The 17,755-nt window shown below is 70.9% G+C and carries 18 protein-coding genes; 3 read left to right on the top strand and 15 right to left on the bottom strand.

Annotation, left to right across the window (positions count from 1 at the left end; genetic code table 11):
* Nucleotides 1–4: 4 nt before the first annotated feature.
* From ACIREI_RS05155 to ACIREI_RS05140, 4 genes are all read right to left on the bottom strand, one after another.
* Nucleotides 5–1,021 (bottom strand): PDR/VanB family oxidoreductase, encoded by a 1,017-nt coding sequence (locus ACIREI_RS05155; protein WP_403327490.1) that lies wholly within the window; start codon nt 1,019–1,021, stop codon nt 5–7.
* Nucleotides 1,021–1,899, bottom strand: a complete 879-nt coding sequence (locus ACIREI_RS05150) for a metal-dependent hydrolase (RefSeq protein ID WP_403327488.1) — start codon at nt 1,897–1,899, stop codon at nt 1,021–1,023. Before ACIREI_RS05150 ends, ACIREI_RS05155 begins: the two co-directional genes overlap by 1 nt.
* Before the next feature lie 95 nt (nt 1,900–1,994).
* Nucleotides 1,995–3,920, bottom strand: coding sequence for a hypothetical protein (locus ACIREI_RS05145; RefSeq protein ID WP_403327486.1), 1,926 nt, complete (start codon nt 3,918–3,920; stop codon nt 1,995–1,997).
* A gap of 70 nt (nt 3,921–3,990) precedes the next feature.
* Nucleotides 3,991–4,542: a tetratricopeptide repeat protein gene (locus ACIREI_RS05140; RefSeq protein ID WP_403327484.1), complete on the bottom strand. Its 552-nt coding sequence runs from the start codon at nt 4,540–4,542 to the stop codon at nt 3,991–3,993.
* A 69-nt stretch (nt 4,543–4,611) separates the two neighbouring features.
* On the opposite strand from ACIREI_RS05140, the gene ACIREI_RS05135 reads away from it, so the two are divergent.
* Nucleotides 4,612–5,043 (top strand): hypothetical protein, encoded by a 432-nt coding sequence (locus ACIREI_RS05135; protein WP_302001250.1) that lies wholly within the window; start codon nt 4,612–4,614, stop codon nt 5,041–5,043.
* Nucleotides 5,044–5,123: 80 nt separating this feature from the next.
* Here the strand turns inward: ACIREI_RS05135 and ACIREI_RS05130 are convergent, their stop codons facing one another.
* The 8 genes from ACIREI_RS05130 to ACIREI_RS05095 form a co-directional block, all read right to left on the bottom strand.
* Nucleotides 5,124–6,677, bottom strand: coding sequence for a DUF1996 domain-containing protein (locus ACIREI_RS05130; protein ID WP_403327481.1), 1,554 nt, complete (start codon nt 6,675–6,677; stop codon nt 5,124–5,126).
* 202 nt (nt 6,678–6,879) lie between these two features.
* Entirely contained in the window at nt 6,880–7,533 is a 654-nt protein-coding gene (locus ACIREI_RS05125; RefSeq protein WP_403327479.1) for a LuxR C-terminal-related transcriptional regulator, read from the bottom strand.
* Nucleotides 7,518–8,798: a sensor histidine kinase gene (locus ACIREI_RS05120; RefSeq protein ID WP_403327477.1), complete on the bottom strand. Its 1,281-nt coding sequence runs from the start codon at nt 8,796–8,798 to the stop codon at nt 7,518–7,520. Before ACIREI_RS05120 ends, ACIREI_RS05125 begins: the two co-directional genes overlap by 16 nt.
* 52 nt (nt 8,799–8,850) lie before the next feature.
* Entirely contained in the window at nt 8,851–9,876 is a 1,026-nt protein-coding gene (locus tag ACIREI_RS05115; protein ID WP_403327475.1) for an SDR family oxidoreductase, read from the bottom strand.
* An 84-nt stretch (nt 9,877–9,960) separates the two neighbouring features.
* Complete coding sequence (locus ACIREI_RS05110; RefSeq protein ID WP_403327473.1) at nt 9,961–10,515, bottom strand: winged helix-turn-helix domain-containing protein; 555 nt, start codon at nt 10,513–10,515, stop codon at nt 9,961–9,963.
* A gap of 360 nt (nt 10,516–10,875) precedes the next feature.
* A complete protein-coding gene (glnII, locus tag ACIREI_RS05105) occupies nt 10,876–11,907 on the bottom strand; it encodes a glutamine synthetase (RefSeq protein WP_403327471.1) in 1,032 nt (343 codons plus the stop codon).
* A 586-nt stretch (nt 11,908–12,493) separates the two neighbouring features.
* Nucleotides 12,494–13,201, bottom strand: coding sequence for a hypothetical protein (locus ACIREI_RS05100; RefSeq protein ID WP_403327469.1), 708 nt, complete (start codon nt 13,199–13,201; stop codon nt 12,494–12,496).
* A gap of 118 nt (nt 13,202–13,319) precedes the next feature.
* Entirely contained in the window at nt 13,320–13,685 is a 366-nt protein-coding gene (locus ACIREI_RS05095) for an arsenate reductase family protein (protein ID WP_403327467.1), read from the bottom strand.
* Nucleotides 13,686–13,916: 231 nt separating this feature from the next.
* Here ACIREI_RS05095 and ACIREI_RS05090 point away from each other — a divergent pair, with 231 nt between their 5' ends.
* Complete coding sequence (locus ACIREI_RS05090; RefSeq protein WP_403328049.1) at nt 13,917–14,243, top strand: hypothetical protein; 327 nt, start codon at nt 13,917–13,919, stop codon at nt 14,241–14,243.
* Between the two features lie 295 nt (nt 14,244–14,538).
* Here ACIREI_RS05090 and ACIREI_RS05085 read toward each other — a convergent pair whose 3' ends face one another.
* Together ACIREI_RS05085 and ACIREI_RS05080 are read right to left on the bottom strand one after the other, a co-directional pair.
* Nucleotides 14,539–15,723, bottom strand: a complete 1,185-nt coding sequence (locus tag ACIREI_RS05085; RefSeq protein ID WP_403327465.1) for a winged helix DNA-binding domain-containing protein — start codon at nt 15,721–15,723, stop codon at nt 14,539–14,541.
* 125 nt (nt 15,724–15,848) lie between these two features.
* Entirely contained in the window at nt 15,849–16,568 is a 720-nt protein-coding gene (locus tag ACIREI_RS05080) for an alpha/beta hydrolase (RefSeq protein WP_403327463.1), read from the bottom strand.
* A 270-nt stretch (nt 16,569–16,838) separates the two neighbouring features.
* On the opposite strand from ACIREI_RS05080, the gene ACIREI_RS05075 reads away from it, so the two are divergent.
* The gene (locus ACIREI_RS05075) at nt 16,839–17,135 is read left to right on the top strand and encodes a hypothetical protein (RefSeq protein ID WP_403327462.1); all 297 of its coding nucleotides are present in this window, start codon (nt 16,839–16,841) and stop codon (nt 17,133–17,135) included.
* Nucleotides 17,136–17,169: 34 nt separating this feature from the next.
* Here the strand turns inward: ACIREI_RS05075 and ACIREI_RS05070 are convergent, their stop codons facing one another.
* Complete coding sequence (locus tag ACIREI_RS05070) at nt 17,170–17,754, bottom strand: hypothetical protein (RefSeq protein WP_403327460.1); 585 nt, start codon at nt 17,752–17,754, stop codon at nt 17,170–17,172.
* Nucleotide 17,755 lies beyond the last annotated feature (1 nt).

Genomic DNA, 17,755 nt, shown 5'->3' with positions numbered 1-17,755 from the left:
GTGTTCACATATCCAGTACGAGTCGGTCACCCCGCGCCCGCGACACACAGATCAACATGGAGTCGGCCCGCTCCCCGTCCGTCAGCAGTTCGTCCCGGTGGTCCACCTCACCCTCCAGCACCCGCTGTTGGCAGGTCCCGCAGAACCCCTGCTCGCAGGAGTACGCGGTGTTCGGCAGCTCCGCACGCACGGCGGCCAGCACGGAGGAGTCCGCCGGAACCGTCAACGTCCGTCCACTGCGCCGGAGTTCGACCTCGAAGGCGCCACCTGAAAGGGCCCGGGGTGTGAACCGCTCCAGATGAACCCCCGGCCACCGCTCCGCCACGGTGGCCATCAGCCCGTCCGGGCCGCAGCAGTACACGGCGGCCCCCTCGGGGATGTCCAGCGCGTCGAGATCGGGCCGCCCCTCCACGACGGTCACCCGGTCCCCGCCGAGCTTCTCGACCTCCTCCAGGAACGGCATCGACTCCCGCGTCCGCCCGCCGTACAGCAGCCGCCACTCGGTCCCGGCGGGCAGCGCCCGCAGCATCGGCAGGATCGGGGTGATCCCGATACCGCCCGCGACGAAAACGTACGACGGGGCCGTGACCAGCGGAAACCTGTTCCGCGGCCCCCGCACCTCCAGCTCCGTCCCCTCCCGCACCTGCTCGTGCACCTCACGCGAGCCGCCCCGCCCGTCCTCCACCAGCCGGGTCGCCACGGTGTACGACGAGGTGTCCTCCGGGTCCCCGCACAGCGAGTACTGCCGCACCAACCCCGACGGCAGGACGAGATCGACGTGCGCGCCGGGTTCCCAGCGCGGCAAGTCATGGCCCTCCAGGCGCAGTTGTACGACCCCCTCGGCGACCGTCTCCCGCGAGGCCACCATCAGTCGGAGCGCCCTGGACCGGGGCCGCCCGGACACCGGCTCCTCCAGCGCGGGCCACGGCCACAGCGGCGAGGCCTTGATCCTGCGGCGCATCGCCCTCCGGGTGAGCAGCGCGGCACCGGCGACGACCGCGACGGTCAACGGCTTCGGCATCAGCAGGAGCCCTTCTCTGCGGCCATGGCGGCGGGGGAGGAGGCCAGATACGCGACGGCCTGCGCGGTGGAGCCCTCCTGCGACGGGTGGTAACTCCCGCTCAGATAGCGGGGGATGGACCGGACCATGGCCCCGGTCGTCGGCAGCAGACCCCGCCGCCCGCGGACGTAGAACTCCTTGAAGCTCGCCTTCCCGTCGACGAGCGTCGGGTCGTTCTCCATGAAGAACCGGGCCCCGCGCTGCCAGAGGAACACCAGTGTGGCGAAGGCGGCGGCCCAGGTCCGCACGCGCCGCCGGTAGCTCCCGTCGACATGCATGAACAGCTCGAAGGCGACCGACCGGTGCTCGACCTCCTCGGCACCGTGCCAGCGCAGCAGGTCCAGCATGGTCGGGTCGGCGCCCCGCCGGTCCAACTCCTGCGCGTTCAGCACCCAGTCGCCTAGGAACGCCGTGTAGTGCTCGATGGCCGCGATGAGCGCGACCCGCTCCATCAGCCACCACCGCCGCGCCCGGCCCGGCGGGAGGGTGCGGTCACCGAGCAGCTTCTCGAAGAACCAGTCGACCTGCGCGGTGTACGGCGTCGGATCGAGCCCCTGCTCCTTGAGGTGCGGCAGCACCTCGTCATGGGCCTGCGAGTGCATCGCCTCCTGTCCGATGAACCCGATGACGTCCTCGCGGAGCCGCTCGTCGCGTATGTACGGCAGCACCTGCTTGTAGACGTGCACGAACCATCGCTCACCGGCGGGCAGGAGCAGATGCAGCACGTTGATGGTGTGCGTGGTGAACGGATCCCCGGGCACCCAGTGCAAGGGGGTGTCGTCCCAGGAGAAGGACACCTTGCGGGCCTTGAGTGGCACCCGGTCCTGAGTATTGGACATGGCGTCAATGTACTCACGGGTAGCTCCGTGGTGAACCCCTGTGTGCGCCCTTATTTACATTCCTGTCAGCAAGGCATTCGGCGCCCGGTCGGGCCTCACCGCAGCCCGCTGATCGTGCGCCCGCTCTCCAGCGTCCCCTGCAACTCGGTCTGCGCGCCCTGCTTGGCACGCGCCGTGAGCAGGCTGCCCTCGGTGCCGGCGCGGACCCCGCCCGTGGCCCGGATCGACGCCATGTCCCGGGTGCCCGCCGCCAGCAGATACCAGCCGCCCGTGTTCGCCTTCCACAACACCCCGGCCAGCACATGCGGATCCCGCGCCCCGCACGCCGACAGATTCTCGCCCTTCGCGGCCACCGTCGCCCGCGTCGCGCCCGGCGCCCGGAACTGGGCCAGCACCCGCTCGCCGCCGCCCCGCCAGGTCTCGGTGCGCGTGCACACCCAGTCCGCCGAGCCGGTCCCGTCGGGCAGCGCCTGCCGGGCGAACGCCCAGGCGTTGACCGTGCGCACGCCCGCGGAGCGCATCGCGCCCAGCCAGCAGGAGTACGGCGCCCAGGTGCGCAGCGCCGCCGGGCCGGACGCGTCCGTGACCGAGCCCGGGCGGCCGGTGGTGAGGCGGGCCGGGACCAGCTCGGCGAGGTCGGTCAGCAGGCGGGTGCCGGTGGAGTCGGTCAGCTGCAGGACGTTCCACGACGTGCACGTGCCGGTCTGCTGGGCGGCCGGGCTCGCCAGCGGCGAGGTGATGCCGTCGGTCAGGGTGAGGGCCATCGCGCCGGTGCGCGGCTTCAGCAGATCCCGCTCGGCCGCCTTCTTCACCCAGGGCGCCACCAGATAGCGGACGTTGCCGTCGGCCCGGCTCAGTACCAGCGCGCTCGCCTCCGCCCGGTTCGCGCCGTCGACCCGGGAGAAGTCCAGGGCGGCGCCCGCCGTGCCTTCCTTCGGCTCGGCGTAGCGGACGATGCGCAGACCGTCGTAGAGGAGCACCACGTGCGCGTTGTCGACGGTCCCGGCGTACAGCAGCTGGGGCGCCCCGGGCGGGCCGCCCGCCGGAGTGCCGGGGGTCGCCGAGACCGCGACCGTCTCGCCGGGGCGGGCCCAGACGGCGAGGGCGCGGCGCAGCAGGGCCGAGTCGTCGGTGAGGTCGCCGCGCGCGGGCCACACGGAGAAGTCGGTGCGGGCGGAGGACTGCCAGGCCAGGGCGGGGACCTTCGTCAACTGGGCCGGGTCGAGGGCGGCCTCGGCCGCCGGGTTCTGCGCGTACGAGGGAGCCGCGGCACCGCTCGGACCCCAGCCCTCGCCGGGCAGACCGAGCAGCGCCCCGCACACCAGGAGAGCGGCTCCTGCGGCGAGCGCGGCCTTCGTGTGCTGCCTGCGCCGCATCAGGTCGGTGGGGCGGGCCTGGAGCGAGCAGGGGTCGAACTCCGGGGAGTCGAGCAGCGCGTACCGCGCGGCCACGCTCTCCGCCTCGTCGAGCGCGTCGTCCACGTCCTCGACGCCGGCCGCCGTCAGCACGTCGCGTACGGCGCCGTCCTTGAGCTTCTCCAGGCCGCGCAGGACGTAGGCGGCCCGCGCCGGGCCGGACAGCGCCGACAACTGCTGGTCCAGAGCGAGTTCGTCGGCGCCGCCCGACCGGGGGAAGAGGCGCAGGCCCCACACCTGGGGCAGCAGCGGCGGCAGCTGGGAGCGCTTGGGCCAGGCCAGGCGCCGCAGCGGCAGTCCCGCCTCCAGTGCCGTACGCAGGACCTGCAGGCGCAGGAAGGCGTACCCGGGGTCGCCGTCGCGGCCGGTCGACTGGGCCGGGATCGCGGGCGTCGCCGTCGCCCGGCCCCGGGGCAGCGCGCGCTGGGTGAGGGAGTGCGCGGTCACCACGCGCCGGTTGCGGCCGAGGCTGGGCGGCAGCACCAGGTAGGCGAGCCGGACCAGACGCGGATAGTGCTCGACGAGCGCGGCCTCGGCCCGCTCGATGTCGACGACCGGGTCGGCCGAGGCGGGGGCGGGGCGCGGGGCGACATCCTGTGACTGCACGTTCAGCAGAACGAGCGAATGGTCAGTAGGTCACCGTTACCCGGACCACCGGCGCGCGGTCCCGAGCGGCTCAGTCCTCCGGCTCCACGAGTGCCCTGGCGTAGTTCGCCATCGACCGCTGGTAGCGGGGCAGATGAGGCGCGAGAGCACCCAGCGCGAGGGACAACCCCTCCCGGTCGCGCCCGAGGCTCGACAGGCACAACGCCAGCGTCGCCTGTACGGCGTCGTCCAGTTCGTCGGAGGGCGCGTCAAGCTCGGGTGTCAGCAGCTTGACGCCTTCCTCCGCCTCTCCGATGTTCCGGAGCGAGCTGGACAGCTGGATCTTGGCCCGCCGCCCCTTGTAGCTGCTCAGCCCTCGGCCGAGAGCCTCCCGGTACAGCGGGACCGCCTTCTCGGAGTGCCCGGTGGAGTCCCAGGCGCAGGCCTGCTCGAAGGGGCCCAGCGGGCTGTCGTCGGGCAGTTCGGCGACGAGGGCGTCGATCACCGCCCGGAAATCGGCCTCTTCGTCCTCGGCGTAGTCGTCGAAGGTCGCCCACGCGGCGCTCACGCGATCTTCCCAGTCCTGGTTCACCGGCCCACAGTCGCACACCCGTGCCCGTGAGAGCCTCGGATTTGAGCGCATCGCGTGGCACAGCCGTATGGGAGACGAGGGCCCCGCCGGGGCTCTGTGCGGCATGGACCGGAGGAACACATGAGGTTGACCCGACCCGGGCTCGCGCTGGCCGGCGCGGCGACGGTACTGGCACTGGCGGGCTGTGGATCCGGTGGGGACAGCGAGGCGGCCGTTCCGCGGACGGCGACCGGCAGCCTGGAGAAGCTGGCCGCCGAGGTGAAGTGCAAGCCGAACATGCAGACGGACGCCGACGAGATCCGGCAGGCCATCTGCAAGACCGGCAAGGACAAGTACATCCTCGCCACCTTCGCCACCGACCGCGGCCAGGCCGAGTGGCTGAGCGGTGCGAAGGACTACGGCGGCTATTACCTCGTCGGCCGCAAATGGGTCGCCGTCGGCCAGGAGAAGACGGTCACCACGCTGCAGAGCAAGCTGGGCGGAACCATGGAAGAAGGCTCCGAGCACATGAACCCCGGAGGCAGTCACAACAGCGGCAGCCACCACGGCTGACCGCGCGTATCCGGGACGGACGAAAAGCCGGCGGTGGGAGGAGATCCCACCGCCGGCTTTTCGTTACCGGTTCAGGCCTGCTACTGGCAGTCCTGGCCGCTGTTGATGCAGTTGACCATCTCGTTCATCGTGTTCTCGTCGAAGAAGTTGATGAAGTCGTTGTGGTCGGTGATCGCCTTGTGCAGCTGGTCCGGGAAGGAGTCCACCGCGAAGGCGTTCTGGACCTGTCCGTTCTGGATCTGCGGGGCCTGAACGTCGTAGACCAGGCGGACCTGGAGCTGGGGGATCGCCTGGAAACCGTTGGCGCAGGTGCCGTCGCCCTGGACGAACGCCACGTGCGTGCGGTGGTTGGCGCTGTCGATGTTCTGGCCGTCCCAGCAGCTCTGGAAGTTCGACGTCCGCACCACGGAGCTGCCCTCGGGGCAGATCGGGAGCTTGTCGTGCAGCTGGACCTTGTCTTCGAAGCCGGTGCAGCTCCAGTTGGCGTTGGCGTTGGCGTTGCCGTTCACGAAGGACTTGGCGTCACCCGTGATGATGCGCAGGGCCTGCGGCATCGCGACGACATCGCTCGTCTTGTTGCCGACGAACTTCAGCTGTGCCTCGCTGGGCTGGACGATCGTGCCGACGTTGCCGTCCTGACCGCCACCGGGGGCGTTCGCGTCGATGTCGTTCTGACCGTCCTGCACCCGCAGCACCGGCCAGAAGTACGACGACCGGTCACCCTGGTTCTGGCAGGTGGTGTCGGCGTTCGCCAGGTCCTGGTCGCTCGCGAAAGCGTTGTTGGCCTGGTTGCCGACGTAGTCGTGCTGGTGCTGCGCACCGTTGCTGACACCGGGAGCGACGATCACGTTGTCCGAGTTGCGGTTCTCGTTCTCGTTGGTGCCGCAGTTGGTGGTGAAGCTGCCGGTCGAACCGCTGTCCCCGTTCGCGGGGAGGCCGTTCGCGCCGACGCCCAGCTGTGCGTTGCCCTGGACCTGGGTGATGTCCACGAAGTCGTCCGCGTTCGGACCGTTGCCGGCCTGACCACCGTTGCCGCCCTGGTCCTGTCCGCCGCCGTCCTGGCCGCCCTGGTCCTGACCGTCGTTGTTCTGACCGTCGTTGTTCTGGTCCTGACCGTCCTGGTTCTGGTCCCCGCCCTGCTGGCCGTCGTTCGTCTCGGGCTGCTCGGCCGGGACGCCCTGGCACTGGGCGAGCTGGTCGAGGCCCTGCGGACGCTGGCCGCCGGCGCGGTTGATGTTGATACCGATCCGGTCGAGCGTGGCCACGCGCTTGGACTTCAGCGGGCCGAGGATGGCGTTGTTGACGTAGTTGGCGTCCCCCGCCTGGGCCTGCCGCGTCTCGGCGAGACGCTTGTAGGCATCCGTGACCTGCCTGTCCAGCAGCGCCAGCTCCTTGGCGACGCCCTTGCGCGCGCTCTTCGGCACCTTCGTCAGCTTCTGGCCGACATCAGGGCAGTTGATCGTCGCGACCTGGGCGTTCGTGGACTTCGTCTGGTTCCACCCGGAGTTGTCCTCGTGTGCCGAAGCATAGAAGTTGGCCCATACAAGCCCGCCCCCACCGAGCGCTAGGGCCGCCGATGCGGCTATGGCCTTGGTGGCCAGCGGCGTACGGCGTTTTCTCGTGTTGCGTCCCATGGAACTCCTCTGACTTCCTTTTTCGGGGCATCGAGGCGCCCGACAGGAGTGAAGCGGCTCCCATTCATACGGAGGGCGTCCCAGGGGTGTTCAGTCGCCTCGGAAATTGTTGAGAGATTCGTGAGCACGTTGTGTGCTCAACAGCCCCATAAACACCGCGAGTTGTTGATCCCTGACGGCGGGTGCACGGCCGGGTCCGTTTTCACCGGCCGTGGTCGAGATACGCGAGAACCGCCAGCACGCGGCGGTTGTCGTCGTCCGACACCTCCAGGCCCAGTTTGGCGAAGATGTTGGCGGTGTGCTTGGCGATCGCCCGTTCCGTGACGACGAGCCGCTCGGCGATCGCCCCGTTCGACCGCCCCTGCGCCATCAGCTCCAGCACCTCTGTCTCGCGGGGCGTGAGCCGCGCCAGCGGCTGGTCGTCGGCCGCACGCCGGGACAGCAGCTGCTGGATCACCTGCGGGTCCATCGCCGTGCCACCCGCCGCGACCCGCCGTACGGCGTCCACGAACTGCTCCGCGTCGAACACCCGGTCCTTCAGCAGATACCCGACCCCACCGCTGCCGTCGGCGAGCAACTCCCGCGCGTACAGCTGCTCCACGTGCTGCGACAGCACCAGCACCGGCAGCCCGGGCCTCTTCCGCCGGGCCTCGAGCGCGCACTGCAGCCCCTCGTCGGTGTGCGTCGGCGGCAGGCGTACGTCGACGACGGCGACGTCCGGCTCCAGCTCGGCCAGCGCCCGGGCCAGCTCGGGGCCGGTCTCCACCGCCGCCGCGATCTCGAAGTCGTAGGCCTGAAGGAGCCGGACGAGTCCGTCGCGCAGCAGGAACAGGTCTTCGGCTAGGACAACGCGCAAGGAATCTCCATGGTGACCATGGTGGGACCGCCCGCGGGAGAGCTGACGGCGAGGACGCCGTCGAATGTACCCAGTCGCCGCTCGACTCCGGCCAGGCCCGAACCGGCCTCGACCGCCGCACCGCCCTTGCCGTTGTCGGTGACGGTGATGCGCAGCATCTCGTTCGTGTGGTGCAGGTCGATCCAGACGCGGTCGGCGCCCGCGTGCTTGACGGCGTTGGTGAGCACCTCGCTGACCGCGAAGTACGCCGCGGACTCCACGGGCGCCTCCACCCGCCCGGGCAACTCCACGTTCACCTCGGTCGCGACCGGCAGCCGCAGCGCCAACGCCCTTACGGCGTCGCCCAGTCCGCGCTCGGCGAGGACCGGCGGATGGATGCCGCGGACCAGGTCGCGCAATTCGGCGAGCGCGTCGGCAGAGGACTTGCGGGCGTGCGCGAGGAGCTTCTTCGCCTGCTCCGGGTCCTTCTCGACGAGCATCTCGATGGTGCCGAGGTCCATGCCCATGGCGACCAGCCGGGCCTGCGCCCCGTCGTGCAGGTCGCGTTCGATACGGCGGAGTTCGGCGGCGGAGGTGTCGACGGCGTCTCGCCGGGTTTCGGTCAACACCCTCACCCGCTCGGCGAGTTCGGCCTGGCTGGGGGTGAGGACGGCCCGGGTGAGGCGGAAGTGGAGCTGGAAGGCGCTCACGGCGTACCGGTGGGCGACGACGAGGAGGACGGCACCCAGCGCCGCGGCGCCGAGTGCGGACATCTGCCCGGTGACCGGCACGAAGCCGTACCAGTACGTGCCGCCTCCGGCGTCCGTGAAGACCCGCCACAGCCCGGCCGCGATCGCGAACCCCTCCAGCGGATAGAGGAGCAACACGGCCGGCAGCAGCGCGGTGAGGAACCCCGCCGTCATGTCGACCGGCAGCCACCGCAGATCCCGCCAGGTCGCCGGGTCGCGCAGCATCCAGAAGGTGCGCGTCCACGGATTGGCGACCCACGGCGACGGCAACGGCCGGTACGCCGACGGTATCCGCACCCCGCCCCACTCGGCGGCGAGGACCCGCCGCCAGTCGGCGAACGCCCGCACCCCCGTCAGCACCCAGGGTGTCGTGACGAGGCCGACTCCGATCGGGATGAGCGCGAGGGACACGAGGGAGAGGACGAAGCAGAGGACGGCCCCCGGCAGGGAAACCAGGGCCAGCCCCAGCCCCCTCAGCGCCGCGACCCCCATGCCCCGTGCTCTCGAACTCCGGCTGTCTTTCGTGTCGTTGGTCATGCCGCCAGTCTCGCGGAGGCCGCAGCACCGGTCACGGGGCCGAGGCCCCGGATCAGGAGGTGGTGTCAGATACACCCCCCAGGCCCGCCAGCACCTTCGCCTCCACCTCCGGGTCGAGCCCCTTCGACGTCCGGTCCGGCCGCAGGGGCGCCGTACCGCCGATGTCCTGCAGCCAGCGCCAGGTGTCGGCGACGGTCTCCTCGGCCGGCCGGCAGCGCAACCCCGTCGCGACGGCCCGGGACACATCAGCACTGTGCAGGGCGTCGTGCATGTCGCTCCCCGGCGGCACCCACACCGGCAGCTGGGTCCACGGCTCGATGCCCGCGTCCAGGATCACCTTCGGTTCGGTCCAGCGCAGTTCGGCGTCGCCGCCGACGGAGGCCACACACGCGTCGAGCAACTCGCCCATGGTGGCGTGCCCTTGCGGGCTCATCAGGTTGTACGGCCCGCTCAGCTCCTGCTCCACCGCACCGAGGATCCACTCCGCGAGATCACGGACATCGACGTACTGGAGGGGAAGGTCCCGCGGCCCCGGAGCCAGCACCGGCCCGCCGCGCGCGATACGACCGAGCCACCACGGCAGCCGGCCGACGTTCTCGTACGGCCCGAGGAGCAGCCCGGCCCGCACGAGCACGGAGCGGTCCGCCCCGTACTCCTCGACGGCGGCCAGCTCACCGCCCCGCTTGTCCCGCAGATAGTCGGTCTGCTCCGCACCGGCCTCGGCGCCCTCGACCAGCGGCGCGTCCTCGCCGTACCCGGCGGGCGGGGCCCACGTGTACACCGAGCAGCTCGACACGTACACATACCGTCCGGCGCGGCCCCGCAGCAGCCGCGCCGCATCCCGCACCGCGCGGGGCGCCGCCGACCAGGTGTCGACGACGGCGTCCCACGCGCCGGTGTGCTCGGCGAGGGCGGCGAGCCCGTCGGGCGCGGTGCGGTCACCTCGCAGCAACCGCACCCCGGCCGGCGGTTCGTGCCGCCCCCGGTTGAAGACGGTCACGTCCCAGCCGCGCCCGAGGGCCGCCTCCACGACGGCCCGCCCCGCGAACTCCGTACCACCCAGCACCAGAAGTCTCATACCACCGACTCTGCCCGGCACGGACGCGGGACGGAACCGGACTCTGCCGTCAGCAGAGGGCTTTCGACCGAGCGGCCGTGCGGATCAACGCCCACTCGGCGGGGCGTACTTGTACCCCACCCGCCGCACGGTCCGGATGGTGTCCCGGTGCTCGGCGCCCAGCTTGCGGCGCAGCCGGGCGATGTGGACGTCGACCGTACGGCCGTCCCCCACATGCCCGTATCCCCACACCGTGGTGACCAGCTGGTCGCGGGTGTGCACGCGATGCGGGTTGGCCACCAGGTGGGCGAGCAGCTCGAACTCCAGGTAGGTGAGGTCGAGTTCACGTCCGTCGACGGCGGCGGTGCGCCGCACGGTGTCGACGGTGACGAGCGGGTCCCCGTCGGCGCCCCGGGCCGGACCGGGAACCGGCGGCTGCTGGTCGGCCGGCACGAGCACCAGGTAGCCGATCATCGGCGGCTGCCCCGGGAGCGTGGGCAGGGAGTGCTGGGGAGCGGGCAGCCAGGTGGCGCCCGGCGGCAGAAGGTCCGCAACGTCGATCACCTCGTCCCGGTCCACGGCACGCAGATGATGCCGTGAACCGTTCGGGACGGGGGAGTTGAGCGTGGCTGCGGTGGACAGAGAACGAGTGGTCGCCATGAGAGGTCAGCTCTTTTCGCGCGAGGAGTCCGTAGAGAAGTCCCTGGGAGGGGAGACATACGTCGTTTCGCGCTGGCCGAAGGCCGGGGAAGTTACGGCTTTACAGGGCCCGCGCGTTCACCGCGCGGCAACACACCCGGTCGAAGTCGTCGTGCTGACGGGAAGGCCAGAAGGGCTCGAGGTCATGGCGACCTGTCGAGGAGTACTTCGGGAAGCCGGCCATGCCCCCATTGAAGCAGACACCACCCACGGAAAGGGACCCTCCTCTCACTGCTTGGACGTTTCCTCGACGCCCCGCCGACAACGAAAGGGGGCGCCCACCGTCCTGGTGGGCGCCCCCTCACGGAGCCACTGGGCGGATCAGACCTGGCCGGCCTTCTCCAGCGCGGAGCAGCAGGTGTCGACGAGCAGGCGGGTCACCACGTACGGGTCGACGTTGGCGTTCGGACGGCGGTCCTCGATGTAACCCTTGCCGTCCTTCTCGACCTGCCACGGGATACGAACGGACGCACCACGGTTGGAGACGCCGTAGGAGTACTCGTTCCACGGGGCGGTCTCGTGCAGACCGGTCAGACGGTCGTCGATGCCGGCGCCGTAGTTCTTGACGTGGTCGAGCGGCTTGGAGCCCTCACCGAGCGACTCGCACGCGGTGATGATCGCGTCGTAGCCCTCGCGCATCGCCTTCGTGGAGAAGTTGGTGTGCGCACCGGCGCCGTTCCAGTCGCCCTTCACCGGCTTCGGGTCCAGCGTCGCGGCGATGCCGAAGTCCTCGGCGGTGCGGTAGAGCAGCCAGCGGGCGACCCACAGGTGGTCGGAGACCTCCAGCGGGGAGACCGGGCCGACCTGGAACTCCCACTGACCGGGCATGACCTCGGCGTTGATGCCGGAGATCGCGAGACCGGCGGCCAGGCAGTTGTCCAGGTGGGCCTCGACGACCTCACGGCCGAAGATCTCGTCGGCGCCGACACCGCAGTAGTAGCCGCCCTGCGGGGCCGGGAAGCCGCCCTTGGGGAAGCCGAGCGGGTAGCCGTCCTGGAAGAAGGTGTACTCCTGCTCGATGCCGAAGATCGGCTCCTGAGCGGCGAACTTCTCGGCGACCTCGGTGAGCGCGGCACGGGTGTTGGACTCGTGCGGCGTCATGTCGATGTTGAGGACCTCGCACAGGACGAGGATGTCGTCGCCGCCGCGGATCGGGTCGGGGCAGGTGAAGACCGGCTTGAGGACACGGTCCGAGGAGTGGCCCTCGGCCTGGTTCGTGGAGGACCCGTCGAAGCCCCAGATCGGCAGCGCGTCCAGACCGGCGGGCTCACCCGCGATGATCTTCGTCTTGGAACGGAGCTTGGCCGTCGGCTCGGTGCCGTCGATCCAGATGTACTCAGCCTTGAAGGTCACGGGCCACATCCTTCGGGGGTGGGTCTAGGCGCACTTGCGGGTGCTGCGGCGCTGCGGCACTGAGGCGCCGCTCTTGATGCCCGCGAGCCTGTCAACAGGCGATTTCCCGCCCGTTGCTCGAATGTGAACCCCGTGTTACCTGGTGGTGGTGTGGCGCGTCTCACGCTGTGAGCGCCCCGCGAAGGCGATACGGCGGCGCCGGGCCCCTGGTCAGGAACGGCCCGACGCCTCGTATGCGATGGGAATGAGCCACGCAGCCGCACCCGCGTACGGCGGGAAGGGGCCGGGCCGGGGGTGTCCGCCCGCCGTCACGCACGACGGGAAGCCGATTGGGCGGGACCGCCCGCAGTCGCGTACGGCGGGAAGGGGACGGGTCGGGGGGTGTCCGCCCGCAGAGTCCGGTGTCAACGAACGGCACCTCTCGCGCAAGGCCCACCACCGGACCGAGGACGGACACCCCCCGGCCCGGCCCCGACCCACAACGCACCCAAAGGCGCTACGCGCACCCCCACCGGACAGCAACGGGCTGCCGCAGGCATCCCCGCCCACCCGCCGGAGGTGCGACGTACGCCGTGTTACCCGACCCTCACCCCACCTTCTCGATCACTGCCCGGCGGATCAGGAACTTGCCGGGCTCACGAACCTGCTCGAAGGCGGAGTTGTTGAGCAGCACACAGCTACCGGAGACCGAGGTGACCTCAACGGTCGTGGACTTGTTGTTGTCCAGATTGGTGACCTTCAGCTTCGTACCCGCCGGGAACTGGTTGCTGGACGCGGCCGGAGCCCCGCCCTCGCCGGAGAGCGTGACGGTCGACCCGTTGCAGACCTGCTGCCCCGAGGCCGCGGCACCACCGCCCACGTCCCCCACGTCCCCGGTGTCCCCGGCGTTCCCAGTGTCCCCCGCGTCGCCGGCGCCCCCCGTGTCGCCGGCCTGCCCCGCGGGAGCGGTCTGCGCGGGCTGCGAGGCCTGGGAGTCCTGAGCCGACTCCCCAACCGCACACCCGGACGCTTCCTGCTGGACCTTGATCTGCGCGATGACGGCCTCGCGGTTGGCGATCCGCGCCTCGGACTGCGCGTCCGGATCGGCCCGTTGACCGTCGATGAACTTCTGGTTGTTGCCGAGAGCGGTGGCGAGACCCTGGCAGACGCCGGAGTCCGCGGCCGACAGAGTCCCGGGACTCTGTGAGGCGTTCGAGGTGCCGGCCATGACGAAGGCACCGCCTCCGGCCACCGCCACCGCACTCGCCAACAGAGCGAGCTTTGTCTTCGTGCTGACAGTTCTCCTACGCGACATGCGCGCCTCCTGAGAGGTAGGGGAGCGTACGCCGCTATGTACGAGATACCGAACGAGGCTACTCAGCGGTTTACAGGAGTCACCGAAGTAACCTGCGTCACACGAGCAAGCGGAGTGTTCAGCTCTTGCGGGACAGGGCGTCCCGGACGGCCTCATCGGTGCGCCCGACCACGGCGGTGCCGTCCTCCGCGGTGATGATGGGCCGCTGGATCAGCTTGGGGTGCTCGGCGAGCGCCTTGATCCACCGGTCGCGTCCCGCCGCGTCCCGGGCCCACTCCTTGACCCCGAGCTCCTTGGCGACGGCTTCCTGGGTCCGGGTGATGTCCCAGGGCTCGAGCCCGAGCCGTTCGAGGACCTCCCGGATCTCGTCCTCGGTCGGCACATCCTCCAGATAGCGGCGGACGGTGTAGTCGGCGCCCTCGGCGTCGAGGAGCGTGAGCGCGCTGCGGCACTTGGAGCAGGCCGGGTTGATCCAGATTTCCATGCCGCACACGTTAGCCCGGGTAAGCCGTGTTCGATTTTGACGCCGTCTCATGCGCACCTCGCGGAGCTGCTGTGACAGAGCCCCAAATCCGTTGTTCACCTGGCTATTTGCCGATCCTCGCGACCTCCCTGATTGTCAGTGGGGGCCGGTAGACTGGAAGCAGTGTTCGAGGGAATCGCCGAAGACGCCGAGGTCTCCGGCGAACGCCCTGACCGCGACAGGAGGATGCCTGTGCCCGCTGCCGCACTGAAGCCGAAGCCGACCCGCAAGCCGCTGCCCACCCAGTCCACCGCGAAGCACCCGGTGCTGCTCGACCTGCCGTACGAGCCCGTGGCGAAGCGGCCGCTGCCGCCGGGTCGTCCGCGTGAGTGGTACATCACCCACAACCGCCGCCTCAAGGCCATGCGCCTAGCGATCGCCCTGCTCGACTCGGGCGTCCTCATGCCCAACCAGGCCCAGAACGACACGATCCGAAGCACCGCGCAGACGATCGGCGTCCATCCGCCGTCGGACACGACGTGTCACATGGTGCGGGCGTTCATGAGGTATTCGAGGTAAGCCGCGACGCCGGGTGCCCTTCGTTCCTCTGGGGGCGCCCGGCGCGTGAAATTCAGCCCGTCCGGCGTGTGAGGACGAGACCGTGCCGTCCCTAGCCCCACCCACCCGTAGGGGCGTGACCTCTCGGCGCCGGCTCGTGCATCTCAGCCCGTCTGGGGGTGCCCCCTCTGGGGGAGTTTGAGGACGAGGCCCGAAGGGCCGAAGCGGGGGTGCAGGGGGCGGCAGCCCCCTGGCGGGGTCGAAGGGGCGGAGCCCCTTCAAGGATGGGACGGGTAGGGGCGGCGGGGGCGAAACCCTACGCCGACAACTCCCGCTCCAGCGGCGTCCGGAACCGCGGCGTCACCCGCGTCGCCCCCACCCACCCCCGCAACCGCCCCGCCTCCGCAGCGATCGCAGTCTCCGCGTCCCGCCCGACGCCCTCGGAGTCGAGCAGCCGCCACACGATCTCCCCGTCCGGCCGCTGGGCCCACCCGCCCACCACCCGCCCGTCCCACCACACCGTCGGCCCCACATTGCCGCTCCGGTCGAACAGCGACGGCCACAGCTCCGGCGCCAGATACCACTCCCGCCGCTGCCACCCCATCGCCGTCGGGTCGAGGGCGGGCAGCAGCGCCGCCCACGGCTCCGTGGGCCCGGCCACCGGACCGACGTCACCGTCGACGACGTACCCCGTCCCCTCGTCGAGCGACACGGCCCGCGCCCCGATCGCCGCCAGCGCCCGACGCACCTCGGTGACCTTCCACCCCGTCCACCACTTGAGGTCGGCCTCCGTCGCCGGCCCGCACACCGCGAGCCAGCGCCGCAGCAGCTCCGCCTGTGCCCCGGAAACGTCCAGCTCGGGATGGTCGGGCGCCACCTCCCACCGGAACTGCGAGGACGTCCAGGAGCCCAGCGGCCGCCCCCGCACCACCTTTCCCTCGACGCCCAGCACCCGCAGCAGCCGCGTCGAGACGGTGTGCACCCCCTCGTAGCTCTTGCCCGCCCCGTACACGAACCGCTCACGCAACCGCGGCTCGTCCTCGGCGAGTTCGGCGGCCGTCGCCGGCCCGCGCCGCGCCAGCGCGGCCAGCGTCGACTTCTCGACCTCCGCCAGCCAGGCCGCGTCCGGCGCCCCCGCCGTCGCCATGTGCTTGACCAGCGTGGCCCGCTCCCGGGCGGCGACCGCGAGGCCGGTCGAGGCGTGCACGACGGCCGTCAGCTCCGTGGGAAACACGAACACGGTGTGCCGCATGCCGTGCATCCGGACCAGGGCCCGGTCCTCGTACAGCGCCCGCTCGGTCACCACGACGGTTCTCGAGGGCTCCGCCAGCCGCGCGCCCACGGCCAGGTACACGGTCGCCGGATCGGTGCCGTGCAACGCGACCAGCGACTCGGCGACCTCGACCGGCCCCGCCGCCCGGGCGGCCCCGGCCAGCCGATGTCGTAGCCCCAGCCGGGCCCGGCGCTCCGCCACCCCGATGTACCGCAACCCGCCACCCATCCCGGCCTCCACCCGTCACGCCGTCACACCGCCAGTGACTGCATCCTCCCGGACGCCACTGACAACGGCGGCCAGGCCCGTGCCCGGGGCCCGACGCCGTCAGCCGTACGTGTCCGGGTGCGCCGTCAGTCGGCCAGTACGGCCGTCACGAACTCCCGCCGGTCCTCCGCGTGTTCCTGGAACCACAGCCCCAGCATGTGCTCCGCGTCCGGCACCTCGAACCGGGTGAAACGCGCGCGAGCGGCCAGCGCGTCCTGCACCGCCTCCGTCACGGCCGGCGGGATGACCGCGTCCGTCCCCGGCACCGCGAGCACCGCCCGGCCCTCGTAGGCCCGCAGCACATCGAGCGAGGGAGCCGCACGCCAGCCGTCCGGCCTGCGGATGATCTCGCTGAACCGCCCGTTCCCCTCCGCGAAGGGAACCTCCCAGGCCTCCTTGGCGTACACCGCCGGCGCGCACAGGCCCACCGCCGCCACCCGTGCCCCGTAGTGCCCGACGAGGTCGGCGACGGTCTGCCCGCTCATGCTGAACCCGACCAGGATCAGGGGACCGCCGTCCGGCACCTTGGCGTCGATGAGCGCGACCGCCTGCTCGAAGCGCCGCCGCAGGCTCAACTCCCGCAACGCACCGGTGCTTTCGCCGTGGCCCGAGAAGTCGAAGGCGAGCCCGCGGCACCCGCGCGTCACGAACTCCGTCAGCAGCGGCACCAACCGCTCCTTGCTGCCGTTGCCCGCCCCGTGCAGCAGGACGACGGTGGCCGTTTCCCGTTCGCCGCCGTCATCGCCGTACACACCGCTGAGTACTTCGCCGTCGTGGGCGTATGTGAATGAGGAGAGCTCGGTCATGCGCCCCATTCACGCACACAACTCGGGCCCCGGGAAAAGGAGATGCACGGCCGGTGACCGGCTCCCTACGCTGGAGACGCGTAACGGAGCTGCTCACGCCGCTTTCCGCAGGGCAGGCGTCACCCTGCGGACTCGGGGCTACTCTCTACGCACCGACGGACGGTCGCCCTCCCCCAGCGCCCCGTCGGCTCATCGATCACCGCACATCGATCACCGCTCATCGATCACAGCTCGAGATCCAGAAACAACCCACGCTCACGGAGGCCCGTGATGGGCACCATCGTCATGTCCGGGACTGTCGTCCTGGTGATCCTGGGATTCGGAAACCACGTCTACTGGCTCGCCGCCGTCGCCGTGCTCTTCCTCTACCTGCAGTACGGCCGCGGCTCCTCCGCGCCGAGCGGCGGAGCCGGGGGCCGCGGAGCAGGGTCCTCGTCGGGAGGGTCCATGCCCGCGGACTACCGCTCCTACCGCGACCGCCGTGACATGCAGGCCAAGTGGGAGCGCCGCTACCGCCGCGAGCGTCCCCTCGAGGCCCGTCGTCAGGAGCGCGAGAAGAGCAAGTGAGACCAGTTCCTCCGGTAGCCCGAGGTGCCCCCGGTCACAGGCCGGGGGCACCCCACACGGGGAACCAGCGGTTCAGGTCCTGCTCGATCCGCAGGTCGTTCGCGAGCGCCGCCTTCACCCGCAGCTCCATCGGGTTGTCGCGCCGTTCCGCCCGGCCGGGCAGCGGCGCGAAGGGGTAGAAGGTGCCGCGCTTGTAGAGGTAGACGAGGGCGAGCCGTCTGCCCTCGTCGTCCTCGAACCCGGCCAGCGAACACAGCAGCTGCGGCCCGAAGCCGTTGACCTCCATCGCGCTGTTCACCGCGTGCAGGTCGTTGACCAGCTCCGGCAGCTGCTCGGGTGTGCGCCGGGAGACCAGCCAGGAGTAGCCGTAGCCGTCCCGGGCCAGCTCCACCGGCCGGCCCTCGCGCTCGGCGTCCGCGTCGAGCAGCGCCTGGACCTCGCGGTGCGTCTGCTCGAAGATCGCCCCCTCGACCGGGGCGAAACACACCGCCCCGCTCCCGGTCGGCCGGAACCCGGCCGCCGCCTGGAGCGTCACCGCAGCCGACGGCAGCCCGAAGAGCTGGTCGAGATCGGGCGCGACCGGCTTCGTACGGCCGAGCAGGATGTCCAGCAGCCCCATC

Origin of the sequence: Streptomyces sp. NPDC093591, assembly GCF_044764885.1 — a bacterium.
Taxonomy (GTDB): domain Bacteria; phylum Actinomycetota; class Actinomycetes; order Streptomycetales; family Streptomycetaceae; genus Streptomyces.
Note: the sequence above shows the minus strand (reverse complement) of the source record. Positions and strands in the feature narration are given on the sequence as shown.